9 protein-coding genes are annotated in these 13268 nt (G+C 49.8%); 4 read left to right on the top strand and 5 right to left on the bottom strand.

The window, feature by feature from the left end; translation table 11 throughout:
* Window positions 1–37: 37 nt before the first annotated feature.
* The 3 genes from HMPREF1863_RS02345 to selB are packed head-to-tail and all read left to right on the top strand — an operon-like array spanning window position 38 to window position 4240.
* On the top strand, window positions 38–949 hold the full coding sequence (locus tag HMPREF1863_RS02345; protein WP_068367045.1) for a selenium metabolism-associated LysR family transcriptional regulator: 912 nt from the start codon (window positions 38–40) through the stop codon (window positions 947–949).
* Window positions 946–2343: an L-seryl-tRNA(Sec) selenium transferase gene (selA, locus tag HMPREF1863_RS02340; protein ID WP_198142699.1), complete on the top strand. Its 1398-nt coding sequence runs from the start codon at window positions 946–948 to the stop codon at window positions 2341–2343. Before HMPREF1863_RS02345 ends, selA begins: the two co-directional genes overlap by 4 nt.
* Before the next feature lie 4 nt (window positions 2344–2347).
* On the top strand, window positions 2348–4240 hold the full coding sequence (selB, locus tag HMPREF1863_RS02335; RefSeq protein ID WP_068367042.1) for a selenocysteine-specific translation elongation factor: 1893 nt from the start codon (window positions 2348–2350) through the stop codon (window positions 4238–4240).
* Between the two features lie 289 nt (window positions 4241–4529).
* On the opposite strand, the gene HMPREF1863_RS02330 is transcribed toward selB, so the two are convergent.
* The 5 genes from HMPREF1863_RS02330 to HMPREF1863_RS02310 all read right to left on the bottom strand — a co-directional run bounded on the left by HMPREF1863_RS02330 (window position 4530) and on the right by HMPREF1863_RS02310 (window position 12607).
* Window positions 4530–5003 carry a glycine/sarcosine/betaine reductase component B subunit gene (locus tag HMPREF1863_RS02330; RefSeq protein WP_068367041.1) on the bottom strand — a complete coding sequence of 158 codons (474 nt, stop codon included), beginning with the start codon at window positions 5001–5003 and terminating at the stop codon, window positions 4530–4532.
* A gap of 21 nt (window positions 5004–5024) precedes the next feature.
* Window positions 5025–6359, bottom strand: a complete 1335-nt coding sequence (gene prdC, locus HMPREF1863_RS02325; RefSeq protein WP_068367040.1) for a proline reductase-associated electron transfer protein PrdC — start codon at window positions 6357–6359, stop codon at window positions 5025–5027.
* 265 nt (window positions 6360–6624) lie between these two features.
* Window positions 6625–7986 carry an MATE family efflux transporter gene (locus tag HMPREF1863_RS02320; protein ID WP_068367038.1) on the bottom strand — a complete coding sequence of 454 codons (1362 nt, stop codon included), beginning with the start codon at window positions 7984–7986 and terminating at the stop codon, window positions 6625–6627.
* Between the two features lie 96 nt (window positions 7987–8082).
* Window positions 8083–11922, bottom strand: coding sequence for an FtsX-like permease family protein (locus tag HMPREF1863_RS02315; protein WP_157065066.1), 3840 nt, complete (start codon window positions 11920–11922; stop codon window positions 8083–8085).
* Window positions 11906–12607 (bottom strand): ABC transporter ATP-binding protein, encoded by a 702-nt coding sequence (locus HMPREF1863_RS02310; RefSeq protein ID WP_068367032.1) that lies wholly within the window; start codon window positions 12605–12607, stop codon window positions 11906–11908. Before HMPREF1863_RS02310 ends, HMPREF1863_RS02315 begins: the two co-directional genes overlap by 17 nt.
* A gap of 165 nt (window positions 12608–12772) precedes the next feature.
* Between HMPREF1863_RS02310 and HMPREF1863_RS02305 the strand changes: the two genes are divergently transcribed.
* A complete protein-coding gene (locus HMPREF1863_RS02305; protein ID WP_068367031.1) occupies window positions 12773–13252 on the top strand; it encodes a hypothetical protein in 480 nt (159 codons plus the stop codon).
* Window positions 13253–13268 lie beyond the last annotated feature (16 nt).

Below are 13268 nucleotides of genomic sequence, written 5' to 3'. Positions count from 1 at the left end.
CACATTGTTTTTTCGCTATTGCTAACCAGGAGGACTTATGGATTTCAAACAAATCAATGCTTTTGTAAATGTGGTGAAGTATAAAAGCTTTTCCCGCGCCGCGGACGCCGCTTTTTTAACACAGCCCACTATTTCCGCCCACGTGATCAGTCTCGAAAAGGAGTTGGGCGTGATTTTGCTTAATCGCAACCGTGGCGAGGCTGTGCTCACTGAAGACGGCAAGAAATTATACAGTTATGCCGTGGAGCTTATGAATATTCGCGACGAAGCCCTCCGGGAAGTTAAGAAAGACATGCGGGAAGATATTGCCGGCGTGCTTTCCATGCAAGTGTCTTCCGTAATCGGAGAATCTTGGCTTCCGAGCCATTTGTTGGAGTTTCGGGAAGAAAATCCCTTCGTCCGCTTTTTTATCGACCAATCGGACAGCGATATTGTTGAAAACAATTTGCTCGCAGGCCAAGGCGACATCGGCTTTTTAGGAAAGAAACCCAACGCCGCTTTGGGGTCGGAAAAAGTCCTCACCGATCCCCTGGTTTTAATCTGTCCGAAAAATGAAAAATACCTGGCCATGTATCATAAAGATAAAACGATCAGCATTAAGGAAATTATCGGCGAGAATTTTATTTGGCGGGAAGAAGGTTCCGCCACCCGTCGTCAATTTGAAAAAGAAGTGGAAAAGCTGGGCTATTCCAGTTATCAATGGGGAATGAGCGCCCTTTTAACCCATATCGAATCCATTAAAAAGTGTGTGGAATACGGCTTGGGCATTTCCGTTATTTCAAAAATATCCGCCTACGAAAATTATGAAGCTCGCAATTATTTAATTTTTAAAATTAAAGAGTTGAATATGAGCCGAGATTTTTATATGGTATGGAATAAGAATACGGTCTTGTCCTTACCGGCACAGGCCTTTAGAAAATACATTCACGACAAGGTGGAATCGAAATGACTATATCAATGAAGGAAAAATCACATTACCTGCGCAGACTCCCCCAGGTTAACGACGTACTGGAGAGTCTGAAGGCGGAAAATATGGACGCCGTGGCGCTGAAAGATGCCGTGCGCGACGCCATCGATTCGGTGCGCCGCGATATTTTGGCGGCGGAGGATGAGGCGCCTTTAGAAGCCCTCGCTTCTTTAGAAGAAATTCAAAATCGCATTTACAGCAACATAAACGATCAAATGACGCCGAATTTGCGCCCGGTGATTAACGCAACCGGCGTCATTTTGCATACGAATTTGGGCCGTTCCCTCTTGAGCCGCAAGGCGTTAGAGCGCGTGGAAAAACTCACCCCCTCTTACGCCAATTTGGAATATGCCATCGACGAAGGCCGCCGGGGAAGTCGCCACGATATTTTAAACGGTCTCGTCCGCGATATTACAGGTGCGGAAGACGCCATGGTGGTGAACAACAATGCATCGGCCGTGCTCCTCGCCATTAGCGCACTTACAAACGGTGGCGACGTAGTCGTGAGCCGCGGAGAACTTGTGGAAATCGGAGGCTCTTTCCGCATCCCCGAAATTATCGAGCTTTCCGGCGCCCGTTTAAAAGAAATCGGCACCACCAATAAAGTACACCCGAGAGATTACGAAAAGGCAGCTTCATCGGAAGAGGCCGACGTGCTGTTAAAAGTCCACACCAGCAATTTTAAAGTGGTGGGCTTCACTCAAGAGGTGGAACTGGAAGAATTAAAAAAAATCGCCGACGCACACGATCTTCCCTTAGTTTACGATTTGGGAAGCGGCCTAATGGATTCCCTTTCCGACGTGGGCATCTACGAACCTACCGTACGGGAAGCCTTGGCATCCGGCGCCGACCTCGTCCTCTTTAGCGGCGACAAACTTTTAGGCGGCCCCCAAGCGGGCATCGCCATCGGCAAAAAGGAATACATCGATCGCATGAAGCGCCATCCTCTGGCGCGGGTAGTGCGCATGGATAAAATGAGTTTTGCCGCCCTCGAAGCCACTTTGGAATCCTATCGCAATCCCAAGGCGGCGCGTAAGGAAATTCCCACCCTCGCCATGATTACCAAACCTCTGGAAGATATTAAAAAAGAAGCGGAGGCTTTGAAATACGAATTGATTCGATTGGGCTATGCTGCAGAGGTCGTAGAAGATAAGAGCCAAATCGGCGGCGGCTCCTGCCCCGGCGAAACCCTGGATACTTACGTCGTAAGCGTGGAGGATAAAAACTGCTCCGCCTCCCAATTGGAACACGCCCTCAGAATGCACGAACCCGCCATTATCGGGCGCATCGCCAAGGATCATTTGCTCTTGGATCCCCGGACGCTGCAAGAAGGCGACGCAAACATCATCGTCGATGCCTTCGATTATATGAGGTGATACTATGAAAAATGTCATCGTCGGCACGGCGGGCCACGTGGATCACGGAAAGACCACCCTCCTAAAAGCCCTTACCGGCGTCGATTTAGATACGCTGAAGGAAGAACAAAAGCGGGGCATTACCATTAACCCCGGCTACAGCACACTGGAAAACGACCGCAATATCGACATCGGCATTATCGACGTGCCCGGCCACGAAAAATTCGTCCACAACATGCTCACAGGCATCGGCGGCGTGGACTTGGTACTCCTTCTCGTCTCTGCGGAAGAAGGCATTATGCCCCAAACGCGGGAACACTTTGAAATCGTCAAAGCCCTCGGTTCCGATAAGGGCATTGTCGTCATTACGAAAACCGACCTCGTGGATCCCGAATTCGTCCCCATGGTGGAAGAAGAAGTAAAGGCAATGGTAAAGGGCAGCTTTTTAGAAGACGCCCCCATGATTCCCGTGTCCGCTTACACCGGCGACAACATCGAAAAATTGCGCACGACCATTTTAGATATGGCGGAAACCATCGACGGGCCTCCGCGTGATAAATCCTTGGCGCGCCTTCCCGTGGACCGGGTCTTTACCATTGCAGGCCACGGCACGGTGGTAACGGGTACGTTGGTAGAAGGCTCCATCGAAAAAGGCGACGTCCTATCCCTCTATCCTTCGTTAAAAGAAACGACGGTAAGAAGCATTCAGGTGCACTCCAAAGAAGCGGACGCCGCCTATGGCGGTCAGCGGGTCGCCCTCAATGTGACCCTGAAAAAAGAAGACATCGCCATCGGCGACGTTCTCGCGCCGCCAAACGCCCTTCCCCTTACGGAGCAGGTGGACGTTTCCATTACCATGTTCCAGTCCACGGAAAAAATCCTGCTGAATTCTTCCCGCGTCCACGTAAATTACGGAAGCGGCGAAGTGATCGCGCGGGTGATCCTCTTCGGAAACGACGAACTCCACCCCGAAGAAAAAGGCTACGGCCAGCTTCGCTTTGAAGAGGCCATTCCACTTCGAAAAGACGATCCCTTCGTCTTGCGCTTTTTCTCCCCGGTGGAATCCATGGCCGGCGGCAAAGTGCTGGAAGTGAAACCGAAACGCCACAAGCGTCGGGATCCCGCCGTCGTCGAAGAGCTCGCCAAAAAAGAAACCGGCGACGATACAACGATCCTCGCCATGGCCCTCGCCGAAAACCGCTACCGCTACGATTCCGACGAAGCCCTCGCCCATCGCTTGGGCTTTACGCCGACTCGCTTCGCCGACGCTTTAGGCGCGCTTCAAAAAGAAGGCGTGGCCATTCCCCTGATCGAAGGCGTCACCGTACACAAGGACACGGTGGACGGCGCATTTTTAAGCGTGCAAAATATTCTCGCCCGCTACCACGAGGATTTTCCCTTGGAAACGGGCATGCCCAAGCAATCCCTGCGCCATCAATTAGCACAGGTGGAACACTTGGACGACGATCGCCTTACCGACGGCTTCATTCAACTTTTCTTCGCCATGCGTAAATTAGTAGACCACGGTCTGCGCGTGGAAGAAACGGGCTTTACCGCCACCTTGACGCCGGAGCAGGAAAAACAATGGGATGCGGCGGAAAAAATCGCTTTAAACGCCGGCTTTGAATTTGCAAACGATGACGATTTCAAACGCGTAGGCAAAAAATACGATCAGATCCTGAAATTTATGACCGAATCGGGCACTCTGGTGACCCTGGCCAACGGCCGCATTCACAAAGATTACTTCGACAAGGCCGTGGCCCTTGCTATGGATATGATCGAAAAAGACGGCGCATTAAAACTCGCCGATTTTAGAAATGCCATCGACACGTCGAGAAAATACGCCGTGGATATTCTGGATAAAATGGACGAAATGGGCTACACCCTCTTTAAAGACGGAGTTCGAGTGAAGGCGTAAACCTTTTACTTGACAAGTACCCCCTCATTTTTATAATGAAAGTAAGATAACTGTTCTTTTATCGGAGGTGCTTTATGGAAATGTGCGCTACAGCTCCTATCGTCGGCTTTCTTGCCCTTATCGTCTTTGCCATTTTGGCTGTCCTCATTCTTCGGAAACTATTCTCTAAAAAATAAAAATGAAAAAATCAAGACGCCCCCGGAGGGCGTTTTTTGTTGCCGTCAACACCTTCGTTTTATAAAAGTTTCCACAAAAAAAGAACCTGACCATAAGATCAGGTTCTTCATTTTTATTTTCTGCCTTCTTTTCGAACTTTCAGTTTCAAAAGGGCAATAGCTTTTCTCGCGTCCATAAGGTCTACATTGTTTTCACCGACGACTTCCGTCTCGATGCCCTGTTCCGATTTATTAATATCGACGAGGGTTGTCATGTATTTATTCTTTACGACGAAGGAAGCTTGTTTTCCTTGGAACGTAACGCCGACAGTGGGGATGCCACGTTTGCCGAGTTCTTCCCAGGTGTTGGCAAAGTCGACGTGGGAGTTGCCCCAGCCGTCTGCCGAAAGGATCACGCCGTCGGTGCGCATGCCTTCAATCCAGGATGCGGCGCGGGTGCCTACAAAGTATTTGTCCGAATTATCTTGGGGTGTGCCGACGAGGACGACACCTTGAAAATCGATGTCCGTGTCTTCACCTAAGAGTTCCACAATGGGATCTCTGAAATGGTGTAAGCTGGTTTCTTTTGTCGATGGACCGATGCCCATAATTTACCCCCAATCTTTGGTTTATAGGGCGTTTTCGTCGAATTTACGGATAAGCGGCATACCCATGGTACGAAGTGCCGTATCCGTAGCGTGGTTTACTTCCAGACCTGCCTTGGGAGCCGATGCCATGACAGTGTTGGAGCAGTCGGTGCAGTGGCCGATAAGAACAGATTCGCAACCTTGTTTTTTGAATGCGAGAACGTGTTCAGCTTGGCCGGGGCAGTTTCCGGGATCTTTACATTTGTAAGTGCCGTTCTTTTGTTCGACGGCATTTTTACATACGCGGTAATCGATAGGTTCTTGACCTAAGGATTGAGCGATTTCATAAAGTCTTTCCTTAGCCGGACCGCAAGCACATTGGATAATGCCCATGGGGCCTTTTGCAGCTTGGAAAGGTTCAGTAGCGGTTACGCCGCCGTATAATTTGTAAATCGAGCTGCCTTCTTTGTTGCGGCGACCGGTGTAGGGTCCGCCGATTAAGATTTCGCCAACGGGTTCGTCGAGACCGCCGAAGTCTTCGATAAGGTCGTCGATCATCATGCCGTAGGGAATGTGAATAACTTCTTTTTGTCCCTTTTCGGTGAATTTCTTAAATTTACCTGCGACGGTAACGTATTTATCGATACAGGGTTTTAAATCCTTAACGGCATGGTGGATGCAGCAAAGGGTTTCGATATTAAATACGACACAGTTTGCTTCAGCAGGAAGCGCGCCCGGGGGAAGCAGTTTGTTGACGGTGTCGCGAACGAGTGCACGTTCTTCACCAACGGGATAAATGTTTCTCAAGGGAAGGATGCGAATATCTTTGATTCCTTTTTCCTTTAAAATGCCGTTGATGTGTTTGATTTCGTCTTTATGTTTAAGCTTAATGCCGATAATACCTTTGGTAGCACCGGTGGATTTCATAGCGATTTGCATACCGCTAATGAGCGCATCGGTTTCTTCCATGATTTGGGTCATGTTGTGATCGAGGATGGGCTCGCATTCTGCGGCGTTACAAAGGATATATCCATCATTGCCTTCGAGCTTGGTGTTCATTTTGACATAAGCGGGGAAGCCTGCGCCGCCCATGCCGAGGATGCCTGCCTTGCGGACGGTTTCAGCATCATCTTTGCCCGGCTCGAGTTTTACGTAATCGTCGTTAACGCTGGGATTGCCTTCCGCTTCGACGATGATGTAATCTTCTTGAACGTCGGTTACAGTACCGGAAACGGAGGTGTGCAAGGGCACACTCAATTTTTCAGGTTCGTAATCGGCAATAACTTGACCGCGTTTAACTTTGTCACCTTTTTTAACACATGTTACCGGCGGTGCGCCGACACCTTGCTTTAGAAAAAACTTGAACTGTCTTCCCATATCTACACTCCTTCATAGATCTTGTATCCCCCGAAACCACAAAAATCTCGGAGAAAATCGTTTTCTGTTGGATTATGGCTATTCAACCTCATTTGAATTATAGCAATCCCCTTTATTTCAGTCAAGGACGCCAAAATTCCCATTTCATAAACTTTTAGTACAATTTCAAGGCTTCCATGCGTTTTCCTACAATGTATTATTTATAAAATAAGTCTATTGTGTTTTTCTATAATTCATAAAAAAATAAACCCATCTTTCGATGAGTTTATTCGTCGTCTAAAGAGAGCATAGGTTTGATCTTGCTGTCGTCAATTTTCTTCATAAAGAAAATGGCGATGATCATGGCCACCAATTCCGCTATGGGATAGGCGAACCACACATAGGCGAGGACGCCGGTTTTTGAAAAGAGGTAGGCCAGAGGGATGATTAAAATCAGTTGACGCACTAAATTGACGATCATACTGAGGGTTCCGTTGCCGAAGGATTGGAAAATCCCGGAGCTGATAACGCTCACTGCCGCGAAAATAAAGGAAATAGACGTGATTCTAAAGGCCGTAACGCCGATGGCTAAAAGTTCCGGCGAGGGATCGAAGAAGCCCATAATTTGCGCCGGGAAGAGTTGGAAAAGTAAAAAGCCTCCCGTCATAAAAATCAGAGCCGCTTTATAGGCGAGCTTAATGACCTCGTAAATTCTGTCGCGATGCCCCGCCCCGTAATTAAAGGCGATAATGGGCACGAGTCCGTTGTTCATACCGAAGATGGGCATAAACACGAAGCTGTTGACCTTGAAGTAAATCCCCAAGGCCACCACGGCGGTGGCGCCGAAGACGGCGAGGATGGCGTTAATGGCAAAGACGGACACGGAGTTGACAGATATCATAATGGCCGAGGGAATTCCGACGGCGAGAATGCCTTTAATGATCTCTCCGTTCACATGGAAATGATCTTGCAGAAGATTCAGCTCTTTGTTCTTCGCAAAATTTAAATAAAGGCCGAAGATAAACGCTAATATTTGGCTCGTTACCGTGGCCACCGCCGCCCCTGCTACGCCCATTTCCGGGAAAAAGCCGATGCCGAAAATAAAGAAGGGATCCAGCACGATGTTCAGCCCCGCGCCGAAAAGTTGCGTATACATACTGTAGACGGCGCGACCGGTGGATTGCAGCAGCCGTTCCATACAAATCTGGCCGCACAGTCCGATGCTGAAAATAAAGCAGATGTTTAAGTAGCGCACGCCGTCTGCAATAATGCCGGGATCGCTCGTCTGCATGGCGATAAGTTTCGGCGCCGACAGCGTACCGAAAACGGCAAATAAAATGCCGACGATCATATTGAGCAGGAGACCGTGTTGGGCACAAAGATTAGCGGCACGATGGTTTTTTTCGCCCAAGTGACGACTTAAAAGAGCATTCATCCCCACCCCGATGCCGATAGAAAACGCATTAATGAGCATTTGCATGGGAAATGCCACGCTCACCGCCGCCAGGGCGCTTTCGCCCACGCGGGAAACCCAAATGCTGTCGACGATATTATAGAGGGCCTGCACGAGCATAGATAAAGCGATGGGGAGCGAAATGCTCGTCAAAAGCTTGGGAATCGGCTCGTAGCCCATTCTATTTTCTTTCATTGGTCACCTCCTGTAAATTTTTGACAAATGAAAAAGGGCACACGCGGCCCTTTTTCTATCTAATCTATGTTATCACTTTTTTATCCTTCGGTCAAATTATTCCACACTCTTCAACGCTTCCACCATGTCGATTTTTTGCAATCTTCCGTGGAACCAAACCATGAGCAACGTGGAAATGACCACGGTAATCACGGCGGGAAGAAGATAATTCATGATTCCGAGAGAGGGATCCAACATGGCGAAATCGGGAACGACGACGCGAATCACCAGGCCATGGAGCCCTTTCCCTACAAAGAAGCCGAGGATAATCCCCACGACGGTAAGGGCGGCCGTCTCTCTGTAAATATAACGGGTCACCTCTTTCGGGTAAAAGCCCAAGACACGGATGGTGGAAATTTCCCGTCGCCTTTCTTCTATATTAATCGTCGTCAACGTGGAGAGCACGACGACGGCGAGAGTGGACGATGCCGCCAATATCACCATGACGATAAAATTAATATGCGATGCCACGTGATCGACCCGCTCCGTCATCGTGTTGGTGTCGATCAGGGCGACGACGGAATCGAAATCTTTGTAGCGGGAGACATCTTTGCCGCCGGTGGCCAGGTAGTCCATATTATCTTCGTACTTTTTGTGGAAGATCTCTTCGTAATCTTTCTTATCCATGTAAAGATAATGGCCTGCATAACCTTCGGCGATGCTCGCCACGGGAATCTTGTATTCTCTGTCGTCTTCATCGTTTACGACGAGGCTATCGCCGGGCTTAATGCCTTTGATTTCGGCGAGCTTTTCCGTAATGACGGCGCCCTTTGTAAGGTCGATAGGTTTGCCGCTCTTGCGATCCCTTAAATTGACGACTTTCCTGAGGGCTGCGCTTTCCTTCGGCACGATCATCATCACACGTTGATCCAGCCCTTTATCGAAAGCCACGTGGAGCGTTTCCATATGACCGGCCACGGCGGTGCGAATATTTTTGTCGTTTTTCAGGGTTTTTAAATATTCTTCGTGATCTTTCCGGTCGATGGCAGGCTCGAAGCGCACCATGTAATCGTAGCGATCGATTTCTTTAAATTGCTTGTTGACCAGCCCGTCGACGGAGGTGCGAATGCCGAATCCCAAAACCAAGAGCGCCACACACCCCATGACGCCGACGACGGTCATGGCCATGCGCTTTTTGTCTCGGAAGAGATTGCGCGCCGTCACTTTTTGGAAGAAACTCAGCCGCTTCCACAGAGGCGTGATCCGCTCCAACAAAATCCGCGTGCCCTTGGCGGGAGGCTTGGGCAAAAGGAGTGTCGCCGTTTTTTGGCGCAGACTTTTCCGCACGCTGATCCAGGCGATGAAGCCTGTCGCCAACATGCCGAGGACCACGGAAAATAAAATGTGCCAGGGGTACCACGCCATGGCGAGGCCCGAAATGGCGGCGCCGCTTAAATAGGCTTCGGCGATGACGCCGCTCAATATAAAGTTCCCCAGTATGCCGCCGGGGATGCCGCCCAATAGCGCGGCCAGAGTGCCGAACATAACATATTTCCACGCGATGGCGCCGTCGGAATAGCCCAAGGCTTTGTACGTGCCGATGAGGATACGTTCTTCATCCACCATGCGGTTCATGACCGTAGATGCCAACAGAAGGGCGATGGCAAAGAGGAACACGGGAAATACCATGGACAGCTGATCGATTCGGTAGCCGTAATCGATAAACGTATAGGTAATGTCTTCCTGATCGATGGGAGTCAGTTCGTAAACGGGCTTTTCAATAATGGTGAGAATATCCTTTGCTCTCGCCACGTCTTCTTCCCCGTCTTTTAAATCCTTTAAGGCGTCGGGTTTTTCCGCGGCGTATTCGGCGCGGGCTTCATCTAAATTCGCTCGGCCTTCGTAAAGTTCCGCCGCCGCGCGATCCAGCTTGGCTTCCCCTTCCGCTCGTTTGCCGTCCAGGGTGTCCTTTCCCTTTCGGTACTCCCTTTCCCCTTCGGTTAATTTAACTTTTGCCGCCGCAATCTCGGCGCTGCCCGCTGCGAGCTCGCGCTTTTTGTTTTTGAGATCCGCTTCCGCCAATGCCAAATCCCGCTTACTCGCGTCCAGTTTTTGAAGGGCCTCTTCACCCTTCGCCTTGACCGCGAGGGCCTTTTTCTTTTGCTCCGCCACTTCCTTTTCCCGAGCGGCCAGTTCCGCCTTGGCGCGGGCGAGTTTTTCCTCTTCCCGTGCTGCCCCGTTTTGTTGTTCCCGCTCCTTTTGATCCAAGGCTTTTTTACGGGCCTCTTTGGCGGCATTTTGCACAGCGATCATGGACGCCAGTTCTCGTCTGCGCTTATTGTCGGCGAGGAGGGTGCTTTGTTTTTTGGCGAGGGCTTCTTTCGCCCTGTCCCCTTCATTTTTCAGGCGATCCGCTTCCTTTTTCGCCTTCAGGTAGCTCGGCGAGCTTAGGGTATTTTCCAACTCGGCCTTTTCCTTTTCTAAAGCCGAGCGTTCACTCCCCTCCCCTAAAGAGGCGAGACGATCGTCTATGGATTTTATTTTTTCGCGAATCGATTCTTCGTCATCGCCTGTCTTTTTCACATTTGCCAAGGCGTCGTCGTAGCGATCCCTTATGGTCGCCACCTCTTTTTGTTCATCCACGGCGCTCTTTCGCAGAGCGGCCTTGCGATTGTCGATGGCGGAAAGTTCGCTTTTAGCATCGGCAATTTCCCGATCCGAATAAGGAAGCTCGGGAATGTTTCGAAGGGCGGGAGCTTCTCCCCGTTCCAAACGAGCCTTCGCCTCTCCGATAGCCTTCTCCTCGTCGAGAATCTTTTTCATGGCCTCGTCCGCCGTTTGAATACCGGCGAGGGCTTCGTCTTTTCCCGCCATGCCGTCGATAATGCCGGCGGCAATGGCATTTTCTCCGTCGAGCAACGCCTTTTCACCGGCGCTTAAACGATTTTCCTGAAACAAAATACTGTTTCGCGCCATGTCCAGCTTCCGCTTGGATTCGCTAAGGGTCGCCTCTCCCCGGGCCATGCCTTTCTTAAAATCGGCCTTACCCTTTAAAAACTCGCGTTCGCCGCGAGCCCAGTTCGCTTCCCCGTCTAAAATGGCATTCCAGCCGTCGTCCAGTTTGCGGTAGCCGTCGCGAATGTCCTCTTCGCCGTCGCGAATGTCGCCGCGAATATCGGTGATTCGCTTTTCCAGTCGCTCTTCCGGGCGATCGCTGAAAATAGCCTTAAAGCCCTCTTTGTGTCGCTCATTTAATCGGGCATAGTCGTCGCTGTAAACGGGCAGGCCCTTTAAATCCTCAAACTGGAACTGAGCCTGTGTAATCGTAGGATCGCGAAAAGCCAAAGGCAATACAAATCCGAAGCCGTCGATGGTGTCGCCTCTCGGTGTCGTACCTTTTTGCTCGTCGTCTAAAAATAAAATACTTCTTGCAAAACCCGTTACCCGATAAGAGTAGCGATTGAACACGGGTTTGGCATCCTTATCGAAGGGATTTTCTTCCCGCTCAAAGTCGATGGTGTCGCCGATGGCATACTTGCCCTTCATTCGGCAATCCAATAAAATTTCATCCACCGCTTTCGGCCCACGACCCTCGGTAATATCAGGAAAACTCATGTGTTTCGGCATAGAGGAAATATAAATCGTCTCGTGATGCCGGCTCGTTAAATAGGCGGTATGGAAATATTCCTTTGCCGCCACCCCGTCTAAAGCGTTAAGCCGCTCCAAATCCTCATCTTCCAAACCTTCCGCCACATCAAGCTTTAGATCGTAATGATTTGCCTCCGCCAGGGTCTTTTGAATGGTGCGGCGCATAATGGGCCCCGTCACCGTCAGCCCCACGAGGACAAACACGCCGATGGCGATCAGCGCCAAAAGCGAGGCGAAGCGCATTTTGTGCCCCGTCATTTCCCGTATAAAATCTTTTTGTCTCGGCGTCATATTACCACTCGATTTCATCTATGGTCTTGGGATGTTCGTTGACGTAAATATCCCGCACCTTGGCGTCGTTAATTTCGATGACCCGATCCGCCGCTTCGGCAATGGCGCGATTGTGGGTAATGACGATCAGCGTCTGATCGTGCTTTCGCGCGCTCGTTTCCAACAGCTTGAGCACGCGCTTGCCGGTTTTAAAATCCAAGGCGCCGGTGGGCTCGTCGCAAAGCAAAAGCTTGGGATTCTTCCCGAGGGCGCGGGCGATGGCCACCCGTTGTTGCTCGCCTCCCGAAAGTTGAGAGGGAAAGTGATTCTTCCGCTCGCCGAGGCCCACCTGATCCAAAACCTCCTCCGCATCCATGGCGTCGTCCACGATGGCATTGGCGAGCTCCACATTTTCCAGCGCCGTTAAATTGGGAATCAAATTATAAAATTGAAACACAAAGCCCACATCGTTGCGGCGATAGGTGGTAAGTTCCTTCTCCGTCATGGCGGCGATATCCTTTCCGTCTACCATCACCTTTCCGGAATCATTCGTGTCCATACCACCTAAAATATTTAAAATCGTCGACTTCCCCGCGCCGGAAGGGCCTACAATGGCGACAAATTCTCCCTCTTCAATGGTAAAAGAGATCCGATCATTGGCCACGGTTTTCGCCGCGCCGCTGCCGTAGGTCTTTGTCGATTCGATAAATTCTACAAAAGCCAAAACATTCCCCTCATTTCCTTCATTCTGTTAAGTCCGTACCCTATTTCCCAGGGAATCATATAACTTAAAAACAGTCTATCACCGCGGAAGATACTTGTCTATTTTTGACTTTTATTTTTCTTGTTTAACGCCTCTAAGTTCAGTACAATCAAGGAAGGAGGCACTATGAAGAAAAAATTTACCATTACAGAAGAAGATTACTTTCACTACCAATGGCATATGTTTAAGGCAAACCCAACGGCGAAACGCACCATGTACATTCAAATGGCCATGCCCATTGTCGTGTTTATCGCCATCGCCATTTTTTATTACGCTACGGGAAAAGAACTGAAGGGATTACTGCCCCTCGGACTCGTCCTCGTCCTTTGGCCCTTTTTGTATCAGTTTTTCTTTAATCGCAGCATGAAGAAAAAACTAAAACAGCTTATTAAAAAAATGAAAAAAGATCTGCCTATCGGCGATCACCACGCCACCATCGACGAAAAAGGCGTCCAAGACGGCGATGTGGAATTTGCCTACGACGACATTCGCTATGTTATGGAAGGCGACGGCGGATTTTATTACATCTTTTACAAAGACGCCCCCTCCGCCTACCTCTTGCCGAAAGACATGGCAGCGGACAATGTAAAGAGCAAAATACAATAAAAAAATAGAAAAAGCA

It is taken from the genome of Aedoeadaptatus coxii (assembly GCF_001553115.1).
GTDB lineage: Bacteria > Bacillota > Clostridia > Tissierellales > Peptoniphilaceae > Aedoeadaptatus > Aedoeadaptatus coxii.
Note: the sequence above shows the minus strand (reverse complement) of the source record. Positions and strands in the feature narration are given on the sequence as shown.

What these genes read in the sequence shown, in the direction of transcription:
- HMPREF1863_RS02345 (WP_068367045.1), top strand. Translation starts at nt 38, where the DNA reads ATGGATTTCAAACAAATCAATGCTTTTGTAAATGTGGTGAAGTATAAA.
- selA (WP_198142699.1), top strand. Translation starts at nt 946, where the DNA reads ATGACTATATCAATGAAGGAAAAATCACATTACCTGCGCAGACTCCCC.
- selB (WP_068367042.1), top strand. Translation starts at nt 2,348, where the DNA reads ATGAAAAATGTCATCGTCGGCACGGCGGGCCACGTGGATCACGGAAAG.
- HMPREF1863_RS02330 (WP_068367041.1), bottom strand. Translation starts at nt 5,003, where the DNA reads ATGGGCATCGGTCCATCGACAAAAGAAACCAGCTTACACCATTTCAGA.
- prdC (WP_068367040.1), bottom strand. Translation starts at nt 6,359, where the DNA reads ATGGGAAGACAGTTCAAGTTTTTTCTAAAGCAAGGTGTCGGCGCACCG.
- HMPREF1863_RS02320 (WP_068367038.1), bottom strand. Translation starts at nt 7,986, where the DNA reads ATGAAAGAAAATAGAATGGGCTACGAGCCGATTCCCAAGCTTTTGACG.
- HMPREF1863_RS02315 (WP_157065066.1), bottom strand. Translation starts at nt 11,922, where the DNA reads ATGAAATCGAGTGGTAATATGACGCCGAGACAAAAAGATTTTATACGG.
- HMPREF1863_RS02305 (WP_068367031.1), top strand. Translation starts at nt 12,773, where the DNA reads ATGAAGAAAAAATTTACCATTACAGAAGAAGATTACTTTCACTACCAA.